20 protein-coding genes are annotated in these 23,353 nt (G+C 69.2%); 17 read left to right on the top strand and 3 right to left on the bottom strand.

Annotation, left to right across the window (positions count from 1 at the left end):
- Nucleotides 1-7 precede the first annotated feature (7 nt).
- The 7 genes from M6E97_RS11225 to M6E97_RS11195 all read left to right on the top strand — a co-directional run bounded on the left by M6E97_RS11225 (nt 8) and on the right by M6E97_RS11195 (nt 9,286).
- Nucleotides 8-1,216 carry a glycosyltransferase family 4 protein gene (locus M6E97_RS11225; protein ID WP_003111163.1) on the top strand — a complete coding sequence of 403 codons (1,209 nt, stop codon included), beginning with the start codon at nt 8-10 and terminating at the stop codon, nt 1,214-1,216.
- Nucleotides 1,207-2,310, top strand: coding sequence for a glycosyltransferase family 4 protein (locus M6E97_RS11220; protein WP_003089232.1), 1,104 nt, complete (start codon nt 1,207-1,209; stop codon nt 2,308-2,310). The genes M6E97_RS11225 and M6E97_RS11220 overlap by 10 nt, the downstream gene beginning before the upstream one ends.
- A 2-nt stretch (nt 2,311-2,312) precedes the next feature.
- Nucleotides 2,313-3,749, top strand: a complete 1,437-nt coding sequence (locus M6E97_RS11215; RefSeq protein WP_003111164.1) for a biofilm formation protein PslJ — start codon at nt 2,313-2,315, stop codon at nt 3,747-3,749.
- A gap of 1 nt (nt 3,750) precedes the next feature.
- Nucleotides 3,751-5,160, top strand: a complete 1,410-nt coding sequence (locus tag M6E97_RS11210; RefSeq protein ID WP_019485425.1) for a lipid II flippase MurJ — start codon at nt 3,751-3,753, stop codon at nt 5,158-5,160.
- 81 nt (nt 5,161-5,241) lie between these two features.
- Entirely contained in the window at nt 5,242-6,309 is a 1,068-nt protein-coding gene (locus tag M6E97_RS11205; protein WP_003089238.1) for an acyltransferase family protein, read from the top strand.
- A 186-nt stretch (nt 6,310-6,495) separates the two neighbouring features.
- Complete coding sequence (locus M6E97_RS11200; RefSeq protein ID WP_034005725.1) at nt 6,496-8,229, top strand: FAD-dependent oxidoreductase; 1,734 nt, start codon at nt 6,496-6,498, stop codon at nt 8,227-8,229.
- Nucleotides 8,230-8,284: 55 nt separating this feature from the next.
- Nucleotides 8,285-9,286, top strand: coding sequence for a DNA topoisomerase IB (locus M6E97_RS11195; RefSeq protein WP_023091803.1), 1,002 nt, complete (start codon nt 8,285-8,287; stop codon nt 9,284-9,286).
- Here M6E97_RS11195 and M6E97_RS11190 read toward each other — a convergent pair whose 3' ends face one another.
- Nucleotides 9,287-9,580 carry an inner centromere protein gene (locus M6E97_RS11190; protein WP_003113727.1) on the bottom strand — a complete coding sequence of 98 codons (294 nt, stop codon included), beginning with the start codon at nt 9,578-9,580 and terminating at the stop codon, nt 9,287-9,289.
- Nucleotides 9,581-9,651: 71 nt separating this feature from the next.
- Nucleotides 9,652-10,113: an Lrp/AsnC family transcriptional regulator gene (locus M6E97_RS11185; RefSeq protein WP_003089245.1), complete on the bottom strand. Its 462-nt coding sequence runs from the start codon at nt 10,111-10,113 to the stop codon at nt 9,652-9,654.
- A gap of 309 nt (nt 10,114-10,422) precedes the next feature.
- On the opposite strand from M6E97_RS11185, the gene M6E97_RS11180 reads away from it, so the two are divergent.
- The 4 genes from M6E97_RS11180 to lpdA are packed head-to-tail and all read left to right on the top strand — an operon-like array spanning nt 10,423 to nt 15,389.
- A complete protein-coding gene (locus M6E97_RS11180; protein ID WP_003111886.1) occupies nt 10,423-11,655 on the top strand; it encodes a 3-methyl-2-oxobutanoate dehydrogenase (2-methylpropanoyl-transferring) subunit alpha in 1,233 nt (410 codons plus the stop codon).
- Nucleotides 11,652-12,704, top strand: a complete 1,053-nt coding sequence (locus tag M6E97_RS11175; protein ID WP_003089248.1) for an alpha-ketoacid dehydrogenase subunit beta — start codon at nt 11,652-11,654, stop codon at nt 12,702-12,704. The genes M6E97_RS11180 and M6E97_RS11175 overlap by 4 nt, the downstream gene beginning before the upstream one ends.
- A complete protein-coding gene (locus M6E97_RS11170; protein ID WP_014603816.1) occupies nt 12,705-13,991 on the top strand; it encodes a dihydrolipoamide acetyltransferase family protein in 1,287 nt (428 codons plus the stop codon).
- 3 nt (nt 13,992-13,994) lie between these two features.
- Nucleotides 13,995-15,389 (top strand): dihydrolipoyl dehydrogenase, encoded by a 1,395-nt coding sequence (gene lpdA / locus M6E97_RS11165; protein ID WP_034005726.1) that lies wholly within the window; start codon nt 13,995-13,997, stop codon nt 15,387-15,389.
- Nucleotides 15,390-15,521: 132 nt separating this feature from the next.
- On the opposite strand, the gene M6E97_RS11160 is transcribed toward lpdA, so the two are convergent.
- Entirely contained in the window at nt 15,522-16,340 is an 819-nt protein-coding gene (locus M6E97_RS11160) for a Cro/Cl family transcriptional regulator (protein WP_009315780.1), read from the bottom strand.
- A 168-nt stretch (nt 16,341-16,508) separates the two neighbouring features.
- Between M6E97_RS11160 and M6E97_RS11155 the strand changes: the two genes are divergently transcribed.
- The 6 genes from M6E97_RS11155 (at nt 16,509) to pvcD (ending at nt 23,328) form a co-directional block, all read left to right on the top strand.
- Entirely contained in the window at nt 16,509-17,954 is a 1,446-nt protein-coding gene (locus tag M6E97_RS11155; protein ID WP_003089254.1) for an alanine/glycine:cation symporter family protein, read from the top strand.
- A gap of 99 nt (nt 17,955-18,053) precedes the next feature.
- Nucleotides 18,054-19,040, top strand: a complete 987-nt coding sequence (locus tag M6E97_RS11150; RefSeq protein WP_034005727.1) for an asparaginase — start codon at nt 18,054-18,056, stop codon at nt 19,038-19,040.
- Nucleotides 19,041-19,254: 214 nt separating this feature from the next.
- Complete coding sequence (gene pvcA, locus M6E97_RS11145) at nt 19,255-20,241, top strand: paerucumarin biosynthesis protein PvcA (RefSeq protein WP_003139453.1); 987 nt, start codon at nt 19,255-19,257, stop codon at nt 20,239-20,241.
- A gap of 17 nt (nt 20,242-20,258) precedes the next feature.
- A complete protein-coding gene (gene pvcB, locus M6E97_RS11140) occupies nt 20,259-21,134 on the top strand; it encodes a paerucumarin biosynthesis oxygenase PvcB (protein ID WP_034005729.1) in 876 nt (291 codons plus the stop codon).
- A 51-nt stretch (nt 21,135-21,185) separates the two neighbouring features.
- On the top strand, nt 21,186-22,688 hold the full coding sequence (gene pvcC, locus M6E97_RS11135; RefSeq protein ID WP_003089259.1) for a paerucumarin biosynthesis protein PvcC: 1,503 nt from the start codon (nt 21,186-21,188) through the stop codon (nt 22,686-22,688).
- The gene (pvcD, locus tag M6E97_RS11130) at nt 22,681-23,328 is read left to right on the top strand and encodes a paerucumarin biosynthesis heme-binding protein PvcD (RefSeq protein ID WP_003089261.1); all 648 of its coding nucleotides are present in this window, start codon (nt 22,681-22,683) and stop codon (nt 23,326-23,328) included. The genes pvcC and pvcD overlap by 8 nt, the downstream gene beginning before the upstream one ends.
- Nucleotides 23,329-23,353 lie beyond the last annotated feature (25 nt).

Here is a 23,353-nt window from a genome sequence, read left to right as displayed (position 1 = left end):
GCCACCCATGCGTATTCTCTGGATCCTGCCCTACTCGCCCTGGCCCACCACCAGCGGCGGCAAGACCCGCCAGTACCACCTGCTGCGCAGCCTCGCGGCACGCGGCCACCGGATCACCGTGCTGCTGCACAGCAAGCAGCCGGTGAGCGCCGAGGATCGCCAGGCCCTGGAGCCCTTCCTCGAACGCCTGGTCGTGCTGCCGCGCCGACCGCTGCGCAGCCTCTCCACGCTGCTCGCCGCGCTGTTCGCGCCCTACCCGCTGCTGGCCAGCGTCAACGGCCTGTCGGCGGAGCTGCAACGCACCGCCACGGAGTTGCTGCGCGAGCCCTGGGACGTGGTCCAGGTCGAGCACAGCTATAGCTTCCAGCCCTACGAGCGACCGCTGCGCGACGCCGGCCAGCCGTTCGTGCTCACCGAGCACAACGTCGAGTCGTCCCTCGGTGCCGCCACCTACGACCGCCTGCCGGGCTGGGCGCTGCCCTTCGTGCGCTACGACCAGTGGCGTTACCGCCGCTGGGAACGCCGGGTGATGAGCCAGGCGGCAGCGGTCGTCGCCGTGACCGAGAAAGATGCGCGGCAGCTCGGCGCGATGCTCGGGCGCCCGGTGCCAGTGGTGGTCAACGGGGTCGACTGCGAGCACTTCGCCGCCGCCCGGCCGACGCCCGAAGCGCAGCGCGTGCTGTTCCTCGGCAACTACGAATACGCACCGAACGTCGATGCCGTGGAATGGATGCTCGACGAGATCCTGCCGCGGGTCTGGGCACACTGCCCCGAGGCGCGCATGAGCGTCTGCGGCTATGCGCTGCCGGCGGACTGGGCGCAACGCTGGAGCGATCCGCGCATCGAATGGCAAGGCTTCGTTCCCGACCTGCTGCAACTGCAATCGAGCAGTTCGGTGTTCCTCGCCGCGCTGCGCCATGGCGGCGGTTCGAAGCTGAAGGTGCTCGAGGCCCTGGCCGCCGGACTGCCGCTGGCGAGTACCGCGCAGGGCGTTTCCGGCCTGGAACTGCGGGACGGCGAGGACTACCTGGGCGGCGAAACCGCCGAGCAGCTCGCCAACGCCGTAGTGCGCCTGTTGCAGGACCCGGCGCGGGCCCGCGTGCTGGGCGAGAACGGCCGCGCCTACGCGCGCCGCGCGCACGACTGGAGCGTCGCCGCCAGCCAACTGGAACAGGTCTACGCCGGCCTCGCCGAAGGAGCGCCGGCATGCGCATAGGACTCGACTACCGCACCGTCGGCAGCTCGCCGCACTCGGGCATCAGCCGCCAGGTCTATGCCATGGAGCAGGCCCTGGAAAGCCTGCCCGGCACGCAGGTGACCCGCTTCACCGTGGCCCCTCTCGACGACCCGCTGCGCCAGCGGGCGGTCTGCCCGCCGTGGGGCTGTCCGCGCACCGCGATGCACCAGCCGCACCAGCGCCTGCGCTTCGAAGCCGGGTTCCTCCCACGCGCCTTGCGCGAGCAGGACATCGACCTGTACATCAGCACCTTCAACATGGGCCTGCCGCTACCGCCGCGTCCGCCGGGCGTGCGCTATGCGCTGCTGATCCACGACCTGTTCCAGATCACCCTGAAGAACTACCACGCCAACCGCCTGAAGGCGCTGGTCTATCGAGTCAGCGACTACCTGTCGATCGCCTATGCGCTGCGTGTCGCCGACCGTGTCTGGACCCCTTCGCAGTACAGCGCCGACGAGGCTGTGCGGCTGTTTCCCGGGGTCGCCGGGAAAGTCCGGGTGCTGCCCAACCAGGTCGACGGCTTCGCCGGCGAACCCGCCGACCTCTCGGCACGCGGCCTGCCGCCACGCTACTGGCTGCTGGTGGGTACCCGCGAACTGCGCAAGAACGTGCCCTGGTTCGTCAGCGCCTGGGCCCGGGCGCGCGCCCAGGCGCCCGGCGTGCCGCCGCTGGTGCTGGTCGGCAGCCTCGACCACCTGCCCGAGGAACAACGCGGCTTGCCCGGCCTGCACGCGCTCGGCGGGCTCGACGACGCCGAACTGCACGCGCTGTACCGCCAGGCCGAGCGGCTCTGGCAACCGTCCTACGCGGAAGGCTTCGGCCTGCCGGTGGTCGAGGCGCTGAGCGTCGGCACGCCGGTGGCGGTGGCCAGCGGCACCTCGCTGGACGAAGTCACCCCGCCGTCGGCGCCGCGCTTCTCGCCCAGCGACGGCGCCGCCCTGGAACGCCTGATGCTGCGCCTGGCCGATGCGCCGCGCGAAGCCTCGGCGGAAGAACTCATCGCCTGGGCCGCGCGCTTCAACCGCGAAGCCTACCGGCAACGGCTGGCCGCACTGATCGAGGAACTGAGTTGAGAATGTCGTTGGGAAACCTCGTCGCTGTCGTCTTCGGCCTGGCCTTCGGCGGAGCGCTGCTGATGCTCAGCCCGGCCAAGGCCGGCGCCGCCATGGTCGGCCTGGCGGCCGCGGTCACCATCCTGCGCTTCCCGTTCTGGGGGCTGCTGCTGTTCGCCCTGGTGGCGACCTTCATGCCCTACTCCACGGTCAACGTGGGGATCCGTTCGACGGTCAGCGAAGCGATCCTCGCCCTGACCTGGGGCGCGGTGCTCTGGCACATCTTCCTCTCGCGCCTGCCGCCGGCGCCGACGCTGCGCTACCGCTCCACCGAGCGCATGCTGCTGTGGCTGATGCTGTTCACCGTGCTGCCGTTCGTGGTCGGCCAGGTCAGCATCAAGGCCGAGGCCAGCGGCCTGTCGAACTGGCTGCGCTGGCTGCTCAACCTGTCCATCGTGTTCCTCGCCGGACGCCTGCTGGTGGAGCGCAAGAACCGCGAGACACTGGTCATCGCCCTGCTGCTGGGCACCCTGGCGATGCTGCTGATGTCCATCGCGGTGTTCATCCGCTACCGCTCGGCGTCGGGGATGGCGCCGATCCTGGCGATGTTCAACTACGCCAACCTGGACACCCTCAAGTTCGGCCTGGAGGCGCTTTCCTCGCGAATGGGCTCGCCATGGATGCACCCCAACGCCACCGGCGGGATCATGGCCCTGCTGCTGCCCCTGGCGTTCTGCTACGGGGTCGCCAACCAGGGCTGGCGGCGCGGCCTGGGCCTCGCCGTGGCGGTCCTCGGCGCCGCCGCGATCCTCCTCGCCAGTTCCCGCGGGGCGATGCTCAGCCTGGCGGTGGTGCTGTTCTGGATGTCCCTGCGCAAGGTGCCCTACACCGGCCGCCTGCTGTTGCTCGGGGTCGGCCTGGTGGTGGTCCTGGTGCTCAGCTACCCGCCGTTGCAGGAACGCCTGGCGACCATCTTCTCGCCGCAGAACGCCAGTACCGAGGTGCGCTTCGACGAATACCGGATGTTCCCCAAGGCCGTCGCCCGCTATCCGCTGGGAATCGGCTTCAAGGTCGACCCGCCGGTGCCGGGCACCGACCTCCTGGGCATCTCCAACCTGTGGCTGAACTTCATGTACAAGGTCGGCCTCGGCGGCATGCTGCTGTTCATCGCGGTGACCTGGCGCTGGTGGCGCGAAGCCCGTCCGGAGAAAGGCCCGATCCGCCTGACCCGCGACAACGCGATCTGGCTGGGCAGCACAGGCGGCATCCTGGCGGCGCTGGTCAGCGGCCTGTTCGACCACTACTTCAGCTTCGCCGTGGTGATGATCGGCCTGTTCTGGCTGCTGGTCGGGATCAACCTGCTGGAAGCCCGCCGGCTGTTCCCGGAACGCCAGCCGCAACCGCGGGCGGTGGGTTATCGCAAGCTCAAGCGACAGCTCGAGCGCGGGGCCGAGGCCTGAGATGCTCGGCTCCGCCTTCTGGCTGACCCTGGCCACCCTGCTCGGCCTGTGCCTGGGCTTCGCCCGCGAATGGCTGCTAGTGGCCTCCTGGGGCGCCGGCGAGCGCAGCGACGCCTTCCTCATCGCCCTGTTCCTGCCCGAGGCCCTGCGCATGTCGCTGGCCGGCGGCGTGCTCAGCGCGGCGGCCCTGCCACTGTTCCTCGAACGCCAGGGCGAACGTCGCCTCGACTGGCTGGCTGCGATCCTCCCGGCGCTGCTCGGTATCGCCGTAGCGCTCAGCCTCCTGCTGCTGGCGGCGTCGCCCTGGCTGGTGCGCTTGCTCGGCCCGGGCCTGGCCGAGACGGCCAGCGCCCAGGCCGCGGCCAACTTGCGGATCCTCGCCTGGTGCGTGCCGGGGCTGATGCTCCATGCGCTGTTCAGCATCCCCCTGCAGGCCGCCGAGCGTTTCGTCCTGGCTGGGCTCGGCTCGCTGCTGTTCAACCTGCCGCCGGTGCTCTACCTGGCCTTGCACGGCCAGGCCAGCCAGCCCGAACAACTGGCCCTGGCCTGCCTGCTCGGCAGCCTGCTGATGCCGCTGGTGCTGCTGCCCTCGCTGTGGATCGAGGGCTGGCGGCCTTGGCACTGGCGCCTGTCCGGCGTCGAACTGGGCGAGCTTGGCGGGCGCATCGGTCCGCTGTTGCTGAGCAACGCCGCCAGCCAGGGCCTGGCGCTGGTCGAGCGGCTGGTGGCGTCGCTGCTCGGCGAAGGCGCGGTGACCTGGGTCAACCTGGCGCGCAAGCTGATGAACCTGCCGCTGATCGCCCTGATGAGCCTCAACCAGGTGTTGCTCGGCATGATGAGCCGACGCCAGGGTGGCGAGCGCCTGGCCCTGCTTCGCCGCGGCCTGGAGACCGCCAGCCTGCTGACCCTGCCGGCCGGGGTCGGGCTGGTCGCTGCCGCACCCGGCCTGGTGGCCCTGTTGCTGCCGCAGCAGACCGCCGGCTCGCCGTTGCCGGCGCTGCTGGCCTGGTTCGCCGTGCCACTGGTGTTCGGCGCCTGGAACGCCTTGCTGGCGCGTTACGCCTACGCCGCCGGCGATACTCGCCTGCCACTGCGCTGCGAGCTGCTCGGCAGCGCGCTGAACGCCGCGCTGCTGGCGGTCCTGCCGTTGATTTTCGGACTGCCGGGGATTCCCCTCGCGGCCCTTGGCGGGGTGCTCTGCACCGCGCTGCTGCTGATGCGTCGCCAGGCCCTGCTCGGCGCCCTGCCCTGGGCCCGGCTGTGGCTGCTGAGCGCCCTGGCCATGGCGCTCGCCGCCGGCCTGCTGTTCCGCATCGACGGTATCTGGCTGCAACTGGGCCTGGGCACCGTCGCCGGCTGCCTGGCGCTGCTCGGCATGGCGCTCTGGCTGCGGCCCTGGCGCACCGATTGACCCATGGCTCCGGGTAGGGAGCCTGGCCCTGGGGGCCTCGAACAACCACTGTGAGTTAGCGCGTCAAGCGGGAGTTGCAAAGTGAAAAAACGCTGGATTCAGATGGATGTGACCCGCGGCGTGGGCATCCTGATCATCGTCTTCGGGCACAGCTGGTTCGTCGCCAGTTCGCCGACCGTGCTCTATCCGTTGCTCTCTCCGTTCATCCTGCCACTGTTCTTCTTCATTTCCGGGGTGTTCTTCAGGACCGAGCAACCCTTCGGCGAGATGGCCCTGCGCAAGGCCGACGCCCTCCTCAAGCCGTTCTTCGTGACCATGCTCGGCTACGTCATCCTCCGCGACCTGCTGCGCGGCCAGCCGCTGCTGCCGGACATCGGCGGAGTGCTGTACGCCTCGGTCGACACCCTGCCCTGGCAGGCGCTCTGGTACCTGCCGCACTTCTGGGTAGCGACCCTGTTCGCCTGGTTCATGCTGCGCGTCATCCAGCGTCTCGGCCTGTCCCTCGCCGCCAGTTGCGTGCTGCTGGCCGTGCAACTGGGCCTGGGCATCCTGTTCCTCAAGACGTTCTGGCAGATCCCGGTGGAGTTCGGCGGCGAACAGTACCTGCTGCCGGGCCTGCCGTTCAGCCTGGACATCACCCTGATCAGCAGCGCCCACTTCATGTTCGGCTATGTCCTGCGCGACGTCCTGCGTCGCCACCAGAGTTCGTTGCTGACCCTGTGCATCGCCCTTGCCGTGACCACCGCCAGCTTCCTCTACTACCCGACGGTGGTGGACATGGCGCAGCGCCGCTACGACCACTGGTTCTGGGCCACCGTCCAGGCAGTGAGCGGCGTCTACCTGTGCTGGGCGCTGTCCGGGCTGATGATGAAGATCGACTGGCTGGGCAAGGCGATGACCTACATCGGCCAGTCGACCCTGATCCTGTTGATCTTCCACGGCGAGATCCAGCACAAGACCTTCAACCTGCTGGTCCACCTGGGCCTGTCGGAACCGGCCGCTGCCAGCGTCGCCCTGGTGATCTCGGTGATCGTCTCGCTGCTGATCGGCGAAGTGATCAAGCGCGTCGCGCTGCTGCGCGCCCTCTACTTCCCCTTCCCGGTGCGCAAGAAGGCCGCCGCGGTCCAGGGCGGCGGCGAAGCGCGCTGACGCCCTCGGCCCGGTGCGCCTGCGCCGGGCCTTTCCCCTCCCGTCTCCCTTTTCCCTAACGGGCGGCCGACCTCGCTTCGACCTGGCCGATGATCGCCCGCTCCTTTCGCTGAGCGGGTTGGTACGCGGGCATTGCCTCCCTAGAATATGGAACATCGTTCCGAAATCTTGAAAAAGGGAGAAGCCATGACCTCTGCGGCCGTCGAGACCACCCCGCTAACCTGTGACGTGCTGGTCGTCGGCTCCGGCGCCGCCGGGCTGGCGGCGGCGGTGACCGCGGCCTGGCACGGGCGCCGGGTAGTCCTGGTGGAGAAGGACCCGGTGTTCGGCGGCGCCAGCGCCTGGTCCGGCGGCTGGGCCTGGTTGCCGCGCAACCCGCTGGCGCGTCGCGCCGGTATCGAGGAGGACATCGAGCAACCGCGTACCTACCTGCGCCACGAACTGGGCGAGCGTTACGACGCCGCGCGGATCGACGCCTTCCTCGAAGCCTGCCCGCACATGGTGGCCTTCTTCGAGCGTCACACCCACCTGCGGTTCGTCGACGGCAACGGCATCCCGGACATGCATGGCGACACGCCGGGCGCCGCCGAGGGCGGCCACCAGCTGGTCGCCGCACCCTACGACGCGCGACAACTGGGCCCGCTGCTGCCGCGCCTGCGCAAGACCCTGCGGGAGACCTCGTTCATGGGCATGCCGATCATGGCCGGTGCCGACCTCGCCGCCTTCCTCGACCTGACCCGCTCGCTGCCAGCCTTCCTGCATGTCGCCCGGCGCTTTTCCAGCCACCTCTGGCACCTGCTGCGCTACGGTCGCGCCATGCACCTGGTCAATGGCGTGGCCCTGGTAGCGCGCCTGGCCAAGTCCGCCGAAGCCCTGGGTGTGCGCCTGATCGAATCGGCGCCAGCCCGCGAACTGCTGCTGCGTGACGGCAAGGTGGTCGGCGCGCTGGTCGAGAGCGCCGAGGGACTCCTGCGCATCGAGGCAGGCGCCGTGGTCCTGGCCTGCGGCGGCTTTCCCCATGATCCGCAGCGCCGCGCCGAGCTGGCCCCCACCCTGGACACTCTGCTGCCGCTGCCGCCGCCGGGCTGCAACGGCGACGGCTTGCGCCTGGGGGAAAGCGCCGGCGGCCGTGTGGCCGACGACCTGCGCTCGCCGATCGCCTGGGCGCCGGTCTCGCGAGTTCCCCACGGCGATGGCGAGACCGGGCACTTCCCGCACATCATCGAGCGCGGCAAGCCCGGGGTGATCGGCGTGCTGGCCAACGGCAGGCGCTTCGTCAATGAGGCGCACGGTTACCACGACTATGTCGCCGCCCTGCTCGAGGCCACCCCGCCCGGGCAGCCGGCACGCTCCTGGCTGGTCTGCGACCGGCGCTTCCTGCGCCGCTACGGCCTCGGCTACGTGCGTCCGGCGCCGCTGCCGATCGCCGCGCACCTGCGCAGCGGCTATCTCAAGCGCGGGGCCAGCCTGGATCAGTTGGCAAGGAGCTGCGGCATCGACCCGTCCGGCCTGGCCGCCACCGTCGCCGAATACAACCGCCACGCCCGCGAGGGCCGCGACCCAGAGTTCGGCCGCGGCGGCACGGCATTCAACCGCAAACAGGGCGACCCGGCATATCCGGGGCCGAATCCCTGCGTCGCCCCCATCGAACGCGGACCGTACTACGCGGTGCAGGTCGAGCCCGGCTGCTTCGGTACCTTCGCCGGGCTGAAGACCGACGCCCAGGCCCGCGTGCTGGACGGCGGCGGCCAGCCGATCCCCGGCCTGTACGCGGCGGGCGCGGACATGGCGAGTCTGTTCGCCGGACACTATCCCGCCGGCGGCATCAACCTGGGACCGGCGCTGACCTTCGGCTACATCGCCGGACGCCACATCGCCGGCGCCATCGGCTACGAGCAGGAGCAAGCGCAGCGCGGTTGAACGTTCCAGCGGGCGCAGCGGCCTAAACAGGCAAGCTTTCCATCGGAACCCAAGCATGAGCGCAGCGCCACCGGAGATCCCCGCCCTGCCCGCCGGCCTCTGCTACGTCGACGACCGCCAGCCGGGCATCCGTCGACGCCGGCAGGGCAAGCGCTTCGTCTATTTCGACGCCAACGGCCAGCGCATCGGCGACGCCGAGGAAATCCGCCGGCTGGACAAGCTGGCCATTCCGCCGGCCTATCGCGAGGTCTGGATCTGTCCCGACCCCAACGGCCATCTCCAGGCCACCGGCCGCGACGCCCGTGGGCGCAAGCAGTACCGCTACCACCCGCGCTGGCGCGAGGTACGCGATGCCGACAAGTACGAGCGCCTGCTGCGCTTCGGCCAGGCGCTGCCGGGGCTGCGCCGGCACATCGACGCCCAGTTGCGCCTGCCCGGCCTCGGTCGCGACAAGGTGGTGGCCCTGGCGGTGGCGCTGCTCGACGCCACCCTGATCCGCGTCGGCAACCACCGCTACGCCCGCGACAACCGCTCCTACGGCCTGACCACCCTGCGTACCCGGCACGTCGACGTGAACGGCAGTCGCATCCGGTTCCGCTTCAAGGGCAAGAGCGGCATCGAGCACGACGTCAGCCTGGAGCATCCGCGCCTGGCGCGGGTGCTGCGGCGCTGCCTGGAACTGCCCGGCCAGGACCTGTTGCAGTACCTGGACGAGGACGGCCAGCCGCACCGCATAGGCTCCCACGACATCAACGAGTACCTGCGCCGGCATACCGGCGAGGACTTCAGCGCCAAGGACTACCGTACCTGGGCCGGCAGCGCGCTGGCGCTGGAGCGCCTGCGGCGTGCCGAAGCCGACGGGCTTGGCGCGGTGGTGGCGGAGGTCGCCGCCGAATTGGGCAACAGCGTGGCGATCTGCCGGCAATGCTACATCCACCCGGCGATCATCGAGGCCTACCAGGCCGGGCAACTGGGCCAGCTCAGGCGCGCCCGCAAGCGCCGCTGGCTGAGTGCCGAGGAAGCGACCCTGCTGGCCTTCCTCGACACGCCCGGCTGATCAGTTGCCCGGGTGCGGATCGATGCCGTGCCGGCGCAGCAGGCCGAGCAGGCGGCCAATCTCGGTCTGGCAGGCTTCCAGTTCCTTACGCAGGGTGTGTTCGCGGCGCTGCTGCTCCAGCTTCACGCGTTCGAGTTCGGCGCGCGCCTCACGGCGGATCTGCCGCTCGCGCTCCTTGTCGGAATGCTCGGCGCCGAGGGCCTCTTCGGCCTTGCGCGCGCGGTATTCGCGCATCCGCTGGGCGGCCGACTTGGCCTTGCCGCTCGGCTTGGGCCCGGGTTTGCTGGCTTTCATGAACGCCTCCATCTGCGTAACGTTACGCAATCAGAATAGCGTAACGTTACGCAGATAGACAGGGTCTATGCTCAGAGCGGCGGGGCCGAGCGCAGCATCACCGACTTCAGCGCGAAGGCCGACTTGATGCCAGCCACGCCGGGAATGCAGGTCAGGGTATTGGTGAGGAACGCCTGGTAGGCGGCGAGATCCTTGACCACAACCCGCAGCATGTAGTCCGCATCGCCGGTCATCTGGAAACAGCTCATGACCTGCGGCGCATCGACGATGCGTTCCTCGAAGCGAGCGAGGTAGTCGCCGGTCTGCTTTTCCAGGGACACCGAGACGAACACGCTCATCGCCCCGGACAGGCGCTCCTCGTCGAGCCGGGCGAAGTAGCCCTGGATGTAGTGTTCCTCTTCCAGGCGGCGTACCCGGCGCAGCGTCGGCGTCAGCGACAGGCCGACCTTCTGGGCGAGATCGCGCCAGCTCAGGCGGCCGTCGTCGGCCAGGGCGCGGAGGATTTTCAGGTCGATGCGGTCGAGTTCAGCCATGGTGCGTTGTTTCTCTTGTCAGCGATTCTTGTAGTTCAAACAACCCAATACTGTCGGAATACCTTAGTCAATTTGGAGCAAAAAACTAGCACCCGAAGCCTATACTGAAATTACAAAAACAAAACCCGAGGGCCTCACCATGAGTGACGTCACCCAGTACGACCGCGCCTGCCGTACCCCGGCATGCCTGCAACCCGCCCCCACCCACAGGACGGGAACCCGCCATCCGCCCAGTCCGCCGCTTCGAGCGCCGTTCGCCCGTTTCTGATCTCTCCAACCGTTTGGCCCGGACCGGGCCGGAGGCCTGTCATGAGTGATTACGAGCCGTTGCGTCTGCATGTCCCGGAGCCCACCGGGCGTCCTGGCTGCAAGACCGACTTTTCCTATCTGCACCTGTCCCCCGCCGGCGAGGTACGCAAGCCGCCGGTGGATGTCGAGCCCGCCGAGACCAGCGACCTGGCCTACAGCCTGGTACGCGTGCTCGACGACGACGGCCACGCCGTCGGTCCCTGGAATCCGCAGCTCAGCAACGAACAACTGCTGCGCGGCATGCGGGCGATGCTCAAGACCCGTCTGTTCGACGCGCGCATGCTCACCGCGCAACGGCAGAAAAAGCTTTCCTTCTATATGCAGTGCCTCGGCGAGGAAGCCATCGCCACCGCCCACACCCTGGCCCTGCGCGACGGCGACATGTGCTTTCCGACCTATCGCCAGCAAGGCATCCTGATCACCCGCGAATACCCGCTGGTGGACATGATCTGCCAGCTTCTCTCCAACGAGGCCGACCCGCTCAAGGGCCGCCAGCTGCCGATCATGTACTCGAGCAAGGAGGCCGGTTTCTTCTCCATCTCCGGCAACCTCGCCACCCAGTTCATCCAGGCGGTCGGCTGGGGCATGGCCTCGGCGATCAAGGGCGACACGCGCATCGCCTCGGCCTGGATCGGCGACGGCGCCACCGCCGAGTCGGACTTCCACACCGCCCTCACCTTCGCCCATGTCTACCGCGCGCCGGTAATCCTCAACGTGGTCAACAACCAGTGGGCGATCTCCACCTTCCAGGCCATCGCCGGCGGCGAAGGCACCACCTTCGCCAACCGTGGCGTGGGCTGCGGGATCGCCTCGCTGCGGGTCGACGGCAATGACTTCCTGGCGGTCTACGCCGCCTCCGAGTGGGCCGCCGAGCGCGCCCGGCGCAACCTCGGGCCGAGCCTGATCGAATGGGTCACCTACCGCGCCGGCCCGCACTCGACTTCGGACGACCCGTCCAAGTACCGCCCCGCCGACGACTGGACCAACTTCCCGCTGGGCGACCCGATCGCCCGCCTGAAGCGGCACATGATCGGCCTCGGCATCTGGTCGGAGGAACAGCACGAAGCCACCCACAAGGCCCTCGAAGCCGAAGTACTGGCCGCGCAGAAACAGGCGGAGAGCCATGGCACCCTGATCGACGGCCGGGTGCCGAGCGCCGCCAGCATGTTCGAGGACGTCTATGCAGAACTGCCGGAGCACCTGCGCCGGCAACGCCAGGAGCTCGGGGTATGAATGCCATGAACCCGCAACACGAGAACGCCCAGACGGTCACCAGCATGACCATGATCCAGGCGCTGCGCTCGGCGATGGACATCATGCTCGAGCGCGACGACGACGTGGTGGTATTCGGCCAGGACGTCGGCTACTTCGGCGGCGTGTTCCGCTGCACCGAAGGCCTGCAGAAGAAATACGGCACCTCGCGGGTGTTCGATGCGCCGATCTCCGAGAGCGGCATCATCGGCGCCGCGGTCGGCATGGGCGCCTACGGCCTGCGCCCGGTGGTGGAGATCCAGTTCGCCGACTACGTCTACCCGGCCTCCGACCAGTTGATCTCCGAGGCGGCGCGCCTGCGCTATCGCTCGGCCGGCGACTTCATCGTGCCGATGACCGTACGCATGCCCTGTGGCGGCGGCATCTACGGCGGGCAAACGCACAGCCAGAGCCCGGAGGCGATGTTCACCCAGGTCTGCGGCCTGCGCACGGTGATGCCGTCCAACCCCTACGACGCCAAGGGCCTGCTGATCGCCTGCATCGAGAACGACGACCCGGTGATCTTCCTCGAGCCCAAGCGCCTCTACAACGGCCCGTTCGATGGCCACCACGACCGCCCGGTGACGCCCTGGTCCAAGCATCCGGCCAGCCAGGTGCCGGACGGCTACTACAAGGTGCCGCTGGACAAGGCGGCGATCGTCCGCCCCGGCGCGGCGCTGACCGTGCTGACCTACGGCACCATGGTCTACGTGGCCCAGGCCGCAGCCGACGAGACCGGCCTGGACGCCGAGATCATCGACCTGCGCAGCCTCTGGCCGCTGGACCTGGAAACCATCGTCGCCTCGGTGAAGAAGACCGGCCGCTGCGTCATCGCCCACGAGGCGACCCGCACCTGCGGGTTCGGCGCCGAGCTGATGTCGCTGGTGCAGGAGCACTGCTTCCACCACCTGGAGGCGCCGATCGAGCGCGTCACCGGTTGGGACACCCCCTACCCGCATGCCCAGGAGTGGGCGTATTTCCCCGGCCCCGCGCGCGTCGGCGCGGCATTCAAGCGTGTGATGGAGGTCTGAATGGGTACCCATGTGATCAAGATGCCGGACATCGGGGAAGGCATCGCCGAGGTCGAACTGGTGGAGTGGCATGTCCAGGTCGGCGACTCGGTCAATGAAGACCAGGTTCTCGCTGAGGTGATGACCGACAAGGCCACGGTGGAGATTCCCTCGCCGGTGGCCGGACGCATCCTCGCCCTCGGCGGCCAGCCGGGCCAGGTGATGGCGGTGGGCGGCGAACTGATCCGCCTGGAGGTGGAAGGCGCCGGCAACCTCGCCGAGAGTCCGGCCGCGGCGACGCCGGCCGCGCCCGTCGCAGCCGCCCCGGAAAAACCCAAGGAGACCCCGGTCGCGCCGCCGAAAGCCGCCGCCGAAGCGCCGCGCGCCTTGCGCGACAGCGAGGCGCCACGGCAGCGGCGCCAGCCCGGCGAACGCCCGCTGGCCTCCCCCGCGGTGCGCCAGCGCGCCCGCGACCTGGGCATCGAATTGCAGTTCGTGCAAGGCAGCGGTCCCGCCGGACGCGTCCTCCACGAGGACCTCGATGCCTACCTGACCCAGGATGGCAGCGTCACGCGCAGCGGCGGCGCCGCGCAAGGGTATGCCGAGCGACACGACGAGCAGGCGGTGCCGGTGATCGGCCTGCGTCGCAAGATCGCCCAGAAGATGCAGGACGCCAAGCGACGCATCCCGCATTTCAGCTATGTCGAGGAAATCGACGTCACCGACCTGGAAGCCCTGCGCGCCCATCTCAACCAGAAATGGGGTGGCCAGCGCGGCAAGCTGACCCTGCTGCCGTTCCTGGTCCGCGCCATGGTCGTGGCGCTGCGCGACTTCCCGCAGTTGAACGCGCGCTACGACGACGAGGCCGAGGTGGTCACCCGCTACGGCGCGGTGCACGTCGGCATCGCCACCCAGAGCGACAACGGCCTGATGGTGCCGGTGCTGCGCCACGCCGAATCGCGCGACCTCTGGGGCAACGCCAGCGAAGTGGCGCGCCTGGCCGAAGCCGCGCGCAGCGGCAAGGCGCAACGCCAGGAGCTGTCCGGCTCGACCATCACCCTGAGCAGCCTCGGCGCGCTCGGCGGGATCGTCAGCACACCGGTGATCAACCATCCGGAGGTGGCCATCGTCGGCGTCAACCGCATCGTCGAGCGACCGATGGTGGTCGGCGGCAACATCGTCGTGCGCAAGATGATGAACCTCTCCTCCTCCTTCGACCACCGGGTGGTCGACGGGATGGACGCGGCGGCCTTCATTCAGGCCGTGCGCGGCCTGCTCGAACATCCTGCCACCCTGTTCCTGGAGTAAGCGATGAGCCAGATCCTGAAGACTTCCCTGCTGATCGTCGGCGGCGGTCCCGGCGGCTACGTCGCGGCGATCCGTGCCGGGCAACTGGGCATTCCCACCGTACTGGTGGAGGGCGCCGCCCTCGGCGGCACCTGCCTGAACGTCGGCTGCATCCCGTCGAAGGCGCTGATCCACGCCGCCGAGGAATACCTCAAGGCCCGCCACTATGCCGGCCGGTCGGCGCTGGGCATCCAGGTACAGGCGCCGAGCATCGACATCGCCCGCACCGTGGAATGGAAGGACGCCATCGTCGACCGCCTCACCAGCGGCGTCGCCGCGCTGCTGAAGAAACACGGGGTCGATGTCGTCCAGGGCTGGGCGAGGATCCTCGATGGCAAAAGCGTGGCGGTCGAACTCGCCGGCGGCAGCAGCCAGCGCATCGAGTGCGAGCACCTGCTGCTGGCCGCAGGCTCGCAGAGCGTCGAGCTACCGATCCTGCCGCTGGGCGGCAAGGTGATCTCCTCCACCGAGGCGCTGGCGCCCGGCAGCCTGCCCAAGCGCCTGGTGGTGGTCGGCGGCGGCTACATCGGCCTGGAGCTGGGCACCGCCTACCGCAAGCTCGGCGTCGAGGTGGCGGTGGTGGAAGCACAACCGCGCATCCTGCCGGGCTACGACGAAGAACTGACCAAGCCGGTGGCCCAGGCCTTGCGCAAGCTGGGCGTCGAGCTGTACCTCGGGCACAGCCTGCTGGGCCCGAGCGAGAACGGCGTGCGGGTCCGCGACGGCGCCGGCGAGGAGCGCGAGATCGTCGCCGACCAGGTACTGGTGGCGGTCGGCCGCAAGCCGCGCAGCGAAGGCTGGAACCTGGAAAGCCTGGGCCTGGACATGAACGGCCGGGCGGTGAAGGTCGACGACCAGTGCCGCACCTCGATGCGCAATGTCTGGGCCATCGGCGATCTCGCCGGCGAGCCGATGCTCGCGCACCGGGCCATGGCCCAGGGCGAGATGGTCGCCGAGCTGATCGCCGGCAAGCGTCGCCAGTTCGCCCCGGTGGCGATCCCCGCGGTGTGCTTCACCGATCCGGAAGTGGTGGTCGCCGGGTTGTCCCCGGAGCAGGCGAAGGATGCCGGCCTGGACTGCCTGGTGGCGAGCTTCCCGTTCGCCGCCAACGGCCGCGCCATGACCCTGGAGGCCAACGAAGGCTTCGTCCGCGTGGTGGCGCGTCGCGACAACCATCTGGTCGTCGGCTGGCAGGCGGTGGGCAAGGCGGTCTCGGAACTGTCCACGGCCTTCGCCCAGTCGCTGGAGATGGGCGCCCGCCTGGAAGACATCGCCGGCACCATCCACGCCCATCCGACCCTCGGCGAAGCGGTCCAGGAAGCCGCCCTGCGCGCGCTGGGACACGCCCTGCACATCTGATTCCCGCGAACCTCGGTAGCCGGCCAACCACCGGCGCACATTACCCCCTTGCCCGTCGGGCAAGGGGGCTTTTTTCGTGGCCGCGAACCGGGTCGTCAGCAGGTCTCACCGCCCTGCGCGATCCCCCGCCCCTCACTCCGTCTCCAGCAACCCATGCCGCAAGCTCCCCGCCGCCAGGCGCTGGCGAATATCCTCGTCGATCCGCGGATCGTCCGGGCGGTACAGGCGCACCTGGCGGTAGGCGTTGATCCGGTTGATTTCCGCACCGAGGTACTCCCAGACCACCCGGCTGCATGCCGGGGTCCGCCGGTCACCGCTGGAAACGCCCATCTTCAGGCCGTTCAGGCGGGTGATACGGCTCTTGAAACTGGGAATGAGGATGGTCTGGCTCATCTCGTTGAGGGTCAGCGACTCGTAGTCGATCAGGAACACCCGGTCCTGCAACTGGAAGGCCGCGCCGAGGTAGCGGCAGCGCGCCCACTCCTCCGCCTGCACGTCGGTACTGCTGGTGCGCTCCTGGCGTTCCTGGCGCTCGAAGAGGAACACGCCGTCTTCCTCGTAGAGATGCACCAGGGAGAGCAGGATGCTGCCTGGCACCGACATGCAGTTGGCATATTCGAAGTAGTAGCCGCAGTAGCGGCTCAGGTCGCCGGCCTCGGCGCGCAGCGGTTGCAGCAGCCGCAACAGCGGGTCGTTGCTGGACTGGCGCGGCTGGGCGCTGGCACGGGCGCCGATCAGGCGGGCGAACTGCTCGGGCGGCAAGCCCAGCTCGTAGTCCTCGACGCCGAAGAAGTCGCCGATCCGCTTGCGGTTGTACGGCGTCGGCTGGCTCTGGCCGCTGAGGTACTTGTTGAACTGTGCGCGATTGATCGCCAATTGCCGGCAAACCTCGGAAATCGAGCGGTAATGGCTGCAAAGCAGCTTGAGATTGGCGCCCAGGTGCTCGGACATCGGCGGCTCCGAAAGTGATGCTATGGACGCGATTCTAGCATCAGGTCGCATCAAGCAGGAGCAACCCGCGAAATTGTAACCAGGTGCGTCATGGCCAACCATGCGCCGCGCACCAAGGCGCTGCCGCAGCGCACGCCGACACCAGAATAAGAACCGAGGTAGACCTCCATGCTTGAAATGCTCAACGATTTCCTTTCCGGAAAAGTCCTCATCGTCCTGATCGTCGGCCTGGGCGCCTACTTCACGATCCGTTCGCGCTTCGTCCAGTTCCGCCACTTCGGCCACATGTTCGGCGTGTTCAGGGAATCACTGCGCGGCCAGGCCGGCCAGCTCAGTTCCTTCCAGGCCCTGATGCTGAGCCTCGCCGGCCGGGTCGGCGCCGGCAACATCGCCGGGGTCGGCATCGCCGTGACCCTCGGCGGTCCGGGGGCGGTGTTCTGGATGTGGGTCACCGCGCTGGTCGGCATGTCCAGCAGCTTCTTCGAATGCACCCTGGCCCAGGTCTACAAGCGCAGCGACGGTGACGGCCTGTATCGCGGCGGCCCGTCCTACTACATCCAGCACGGCCTGAAGCTGCGCTCGATGGCGGTGGTCTTCGCGGTACTCCTGCTGGTGACCTACGGCTTCGCCTTCAACGGCCTGCAGTCCTACACCGTCACCCATTCGCTGCAGAACGCCTTCGGCTTCGCCCCGCAGCACACCGGGATCGCCCTGGCGGTGCTGCTCGGCGTGGTCTTCATCGGCGGCATCAAGCGCATCGCCGCGGTCTCCGACCTGCTGGTGCCGATCAAGACCCTGGCCTACATCGGTGTCACCCTGTACGTCATCGCCAGCCAGATCGAGCACGTCCCGGCAATGCTGGAAACCATCGTCAAGAGCGCCTTCGGCCTAGACCCGGCGTTCGGCGGCCTGCTCGGCAGCGCCATCGTGATGGGCGTCAAGCGTGGCGTCTTCGCCAACGAGGCCGGCCTGGGCAGCGCGCCGAACGTCGCCGCGGTCGCCGCCGTGCGCCATCCGGCGGCGCAGGGCGTGGTCCAGGCCTTCAGCGTGTTCCTCGACACCTTCGTGATCTGCACCTGCACCGCCCTGCTGATTCTGCTCTCGGGCTTCTACACCCCGGGCTTCGAAGGCGACGGCATCGTCCTCACCCAGAACTCCCTGGCCGCGGTGGTCGGCGACTGGGGCCGGGTGTTCGTCAGCGTGGCCCTGTCGCTGTTCGTCTTCACCTGCATCCTCTACAACTTCTACCTGGGCGAGAACAGCCTGCAGTTCCTCAGCCGCAACCGCCTGGTGCTGATCGGCTACCGCGCGCTGGTACTGGCCCTGGTGGTCTGGGGCTCGGTGCAGGACCTGTCCACCGTGTTCGCCTTCGCCGACATCACCATGACCTGCCTGGCCTTCGTCAACCTGATGGCCCTGGCCCTGCTGTTCAAGGTCGGCCTGCGGGTGATGCGCGACTATGACGTGCAGCGTCGCGCCGGGATCAAGCAGCCGGTGTTCGACTCGGCGCAGTTCGCCGACCTCGACCTGGACCGCGAAGCCTGGCCCGCCGGCCAGCACGCCGAGCCCCCGGCGCAGGCGGACGCCGAGCCGCTGCCGAGCGGCACTCGCTGAGTTTCGCGCAGGCGCCCTCCCCCTGGAGCGGCGCCTGCGCCACAATGGCGTCCCCTCTTCGCACGTCCGTCGCGAAAAGGCCCGACACAAGGATTACGGATGCTCCCAGTCAAGAACCTCTTCGTGCTCTACACCGGCGGCACCATCGGCATGTTGCAGACCCCGCAGGGCCTGGCCCCGGCCGGCGGCTTCGAAGCGCGCATGCGCGACCACCTGCAAAGCCTCGGCGACGCCCCGGACCTGCGCTGGCGCTTCGCCGAACTGCAACCGCCGCTGGACAGCGCCAACATGACCCAGGGCAACTGGCTGGCGATGCGCGACGCCATCGTCGCCGCGCTCGACGCCGGCCACGACGGCGTGCTGCTCCTGCACGGCACCGACACCCTGGCCTACAGCGCCGCGGCGCTGTCCTTCCTGCTCCTCGACCTGCCGATCCCGGTGCTGCTGACCGGCTCCATGCTGCCGGCCGGCGCGCCGGGCAGCGATGCCTGGGACAACCTGGTCGGCGCCCTGCGCGTCCTCCAGGAGGGCCACGCGCGCGGCGTACAGGTCTATTTCAACGATGCCCTGCTGCACGGCGCGCGGGTCAGCAAGCTGCGCAGCGATGCGTTCGACGCCTTCGCCGAACTGCCGCGACCGCGCCACGCCGAGCCTGCGCCGGTGCCTGCGGCGCTCGGCTACCGCCAGCCGCGCCGGGAAGTGAACCTCGCCGTGCTGCCGCTCTATCCAGGGCTGCGCGCCGCGCACCTGCGCGGGCTGCTCGACAGCGGCGTGGAAGCGCTGCTGCTGGAATGCTATGGCAGCGGCACCGGCCCGTCCGACGACGAGGAGCTGCTGGCGCTGCTGCGCGAAGCCCACGCCCGCGGCGTGCTGCTCGCCGCGGTCAGCCAGTGCGCCTACGGCCAGGTCGAGTTCGGCGTCTACGCCGCCGGCAGCCGCCTGCGCGACGCCGGCCTGGTCTCGGCTGGCGGAATGACCCGCGAGGCGGCCCTGGGCAAGCTCTTCGGCCTGCTCGGCGCCGGCCTCGGACGCGACGAAGCGCAACGCTGGTTCGCCCTCGACCTGTGCGGCGAGAACGCCGACTGACCGCCCTGCGGCCGCCCGCCGGCGGCCGCTTCCTTCAGCCCTCCCCGCGATACGCGACAACGCCGGCGGCCCGCCCGTGCCCGGCGCCCATCGTCAAGCTTCAGCGAACAGTGTTTCCGGCCTTCCCCGGTTTATCCCCCGGCGGCGAGTCCACAGGATGTCGCCTTCCGCTGCCGGCCCCGCCGGCATCCGCCCACAAGGAGGAAACACCTGCATGTACGCCATCGCCGAAGACACCCTTCCCGCACGCGTATTGAAAGAACTGTTGCTCTATCGCCGCCGTTACCCCGAGCATCGCCAGAGCGCCAGCGAAGCGGACGAGGTCCGCCGCATCGAACAGGTCCAGTTGCCGCGCATCGCCGCCTTCATCGAAGCCGGCGAGCCCATCGAGTTCGTCCTGCCGGCGTTTCCGGCCAAGTCGCCGAACCCCGGCAAGGTCCTCGACAGCCGTCCGGACATGGCCGAGCGCCTGTCGCTGTCGTTCCTCAACCACCTGTGCCAGCGCATCCAGCTGTTCTATGCACCGGGCGCGAAGATCACCGTCTGCTCCGACGGCCGGGTGTTCGGCGACCTGGTGAGGATCGGCGATGCGCACATCAGCGCCTACCAGGATGCCTTGCGCCTGATGATCGAGGAGATCGGCGCCACCCATATCGGCGTGTTCAACCTGGAGGACGTACGCGCCTTCGAGGCCCAGCGCGACAACCACGAGCAGCTCCGCCAGTTGCTGATCGACGGCTACGCCGAGCCGCTGGAAAGCATCCGCGAGACCCTGCTGGCCAGCGAAGAAGGCCTGCTGCTGTACCGCGCCATCACCCGCTTCCTCTACGAGGACGGCCTGACCCCCGACTACCAGGGCTCGAAGACCGCCCTGCAACGCGACGCCAAGGAGCGCGCCTACGGGGTGATCCAGCGCAGCTGGGCCTGGGGCGCGCTGCTGGCCGACCAGTTCCCCCGCGCGATCCGCCTGTCCATCCATCCGCAGCCGGCGGACAGCCTGAAGTTCGGCATCCACATGATGCCGACCCGCGACGACTGGCTGACGCCCTGGCACGGCGTTGCGGTGAACACCGAGGACCGCTTCGTGCTGATGAAGCGCAGCGAGGTGCTGGAACTCGGCGGCGAACTGGTGCAGATCAACGGCCAGCCCAGTCACTACCGCCTGCCGGCCAGGGCCGCCCGGCGCGCCGCCGTGGCCTGAGCCCGAGGAGCCAGACGATGAACACCTATCTCAGCGATCAACCGGTACGTCTCTCGCCGCTGCGCGACGAACAGGGCAACCAGCCGCGCTTCGGCCTGCTGCTGGAGCCCGGCCGCCCCGGCATGCACGTCGGCGAGCTGCCGGCGCAGTGGCTCAAGGGCCTGGCGCGCAGCCACCACCTGCTGCTCCTGCGCGGCTTCGCCGCCTTCGCCGACGCCGAGAGCCTGACCCGCTACTGCCACGACTTCGGCGAAGTGATGCTGTGGCCGTTCGGCGCGGTGCTCGAGCTGGTGGAACAGGAAGGCGCCGAGGACCACATCTTCGCCAACAACTACGTGCCGCTGCACTGGGACGGCATGTACCTGGAGACGGTGCCGGAATTCCAGCTGTTCCACTGTGTCGACGCGCCCGGCGACAGCGACGGCGGCCGCACCACCTTCAGCTCGACCCCGGCGGCGCTGCAACTGGCCGACAGTAGCGAGCTGGAACTCTGGCGCCGCGTCAGCGGCCGGTACCAGCGCAGCGCAGCGCACTACAGCAGCCGCTCGGCGGCACCGATAGTCGAGCGCCACCCGCGCCGAGAATTCCCCATCCTGCGTTTCTGCGAACCGCCGGTCGAGGGCGACGCCAGCTTCATCAACCCCTCCGAGTTCCACTACGACGGCATCGCCCCGGAACAGCGCGGCGAACTGCTCGCCAGCCTGCGCCGCTGCCTGTACCACCCACAGGCGCACTACGCCCACCGCTGGCGCAGCGACGACCTGGTGATCGCCGACAACCTGACCCTGCTGCACGGTCGCGAGGCCTTCGTCCACCGCGCGCCGCGCCACCTGCGGCGGGTGCATATCCACGCCGAGCCGGCGCTGCGCAACCCGCACCTGCAGCGCGACTGACCGCCCCGCCGGCCGTGCGCGCCACGGCCGGCGTCCCGACAAGGAACCAGCATGAGCCATTCCGTCCCCAACGCGCTGATGACCGGCGCCGACTATCTCGACAGCCTGCGCGACGGTCGCCAGGTCTACCTCAACGGCGAACGGGTCGCCGACGTCACCCGGCACAGGGCGTTCCGCAACGCCTGCCGCAGCATCGCCGGGCTCTACGACGGCCTCCACGGCGAGCAGCGCGACGTCCTCACCCGGGTCGATGCCCAGGGCCGCCGCAGCCACCGCTTCTTCACCCCCGCGCAGAACGCCGAGGACCTGCTCGGCGCGCGCGAGGCGATCGGCTGCTGGTCGCGCATGACCTACGGCTTCATGGGGCGTACCCCGGACTACAAGGCGGCGTTCATGTCCGGGCTGGAGGCCGGCGCCGGCTTCTACGGCGACTACCGGCAGAACGCCTGCGCCTGGCACCGCGCCTTCGCCGACCGCGGGCTGTTCCTCAACCACGCGATCATCAATCCGCCGCTGGACCGCAGCAAGGCGATCCACGAGATGCGCGACGTGTTCGTCCACGTCGAACGCGAGACCGACCAGGGTATCGTCGTCAGCGGGGCGAAGATGCTCGCCACCGGCAGCGCCATCACCAACGCCACCTTCGTCGCCCCGGTCGCCTCGGCGCAGATGGAGGCCGGCAAGGCCGAGGACTTCGCCGTTGTGTTCTTCGCCCGCATGGACAACCCCGGCCTGCGCCTGATGTGCCGGCCATCCTACGAGGAGCGCGCGAGCAGTCCCTTCGACTACCCGCTGTCCAGTCGTTTCGACGAGAACGACAGCGTGCTGCTGTTCGACAAGGCGCTGATTCCCTGGGAGGACGTCCTGGTCTACCGCGACCTGCGCCGCGCCACCGGCTTCTATGCCGAGTCGGGCTTCGCCAACCTGTACAACTTCCAGTCCGGCATCCGCCTCGGGGTGAAGCTGGAACTGATGATCGGCCTGCTTTCCCTCGGCGTGCGCGCCAATGGCACCCAGGGCTTCCGCGGGATACAGGCGGCCCTCGGCGAGCTGATCGCCCTGCAGCACCTGCTGCAGGCGCTGACCACCGCCATGGCCCGCGACCCGGAGCGCAACGCCGCCGGTTCGGCGGTGCCGCGCCTGGAGTACGCCAATGCCCTGCGCATCCAGGTGCCGCAGATCTGGAAGCGTGTCCGCGAGTTGCTGGAAAGCGCCCTCGGCGGCGCCCCGCTGGTCACCGTCTCGGGCGCCGCCGACCTGCGCGACGGCGAGGCGCGGCGGCTGGTGGACAGCTACTACCGCGGTGCCGAGCTGGAGCCGGAGCAGCGCCTGAAGCTGTTCAAGCTGATCTGGGACGCCACCGGCAGCGAGTTCGGCGCACGCCACGCGGTCTATGAGAGCCATTATTCCGGCAATGCCGAGCAGATCCGCCTCGACTCGCTGGCCTGGGCCAGCCGTCGCGGGCACCTGGCCTACTGCGAGGCGATGGTCCAGCGCTGCATGGCCGACTACGACATCCACGGCTGGCTACGGGGGCCCTGGCAGCATGACTGAGCGTAAACGCTGGCTGGCCGGCTGCCTCTCGGCCCTGCTTTCCCTGCCGCTGGCCGCCGCCGTGCCGGGCCCGGACGCGCCGGCCGACCTGGCGCGCGGCAAGGCGATGGCACAGAAGATGTGCTCGCGCTGCCACGACGACGACGGCAACGGCGGGCCACGACCGAACCGCAGCTACCCGAAGCTCGCCGGGCTCGACCGGGAATACCTGTACAAGCAGATCTACGACCTCAAGACCCAGCGCCGGCGCAACCCGGCCACCAACGGCCGCGGCGAGGAGCTGAGCGCGGCGGACGTGGTCAACGTCTCCGCCTGGTTCGCCGCCCAGCGCATGAGTGCCGGCGAGCAGACCCTGGCCGACCCGGCGCAACGCGAACGCGGTCGCCAGCTCTTCGAGAACGGCCTGGCGCAGCGCGGCGTACCGCCCTGCGTCACCTGCCACGGCCCCGCCGCCCAGGGCCTGGCGGCGCTGAAGGCGCCGCGCCTGGCCGGGCAATGGGCGGAATACCTGGCAACCCAGTTGCACGGCTTCCGCGACGGCAAGCGCGGCAACAGCGCGACCATGCGCGCGGTCGCCGGCGGCCTGGAGGATAGCGACATCCAGGCGCTCGCCGGCTACCTGGGCAGCCTGGGGCCGTAAGGCGAATAACCGCTCGCGGTTATCC

The sequence above is a fragment of the Pseudomonas sp. B111 genome (assembly GCF_026428275.1).
Classification (GTDB): domain Bacteria; phylum Pseudomonadota; class Gammaproteobacteria; order Pseudomonadales; family Pseudomonadaceae; genus Pseudomonas; species Pseudomonas aeruginosa.
Note: the sequence above shows the minus strand (reverse complement) of the source record. Positions and strands in the feature narration are given on the sequence as shown.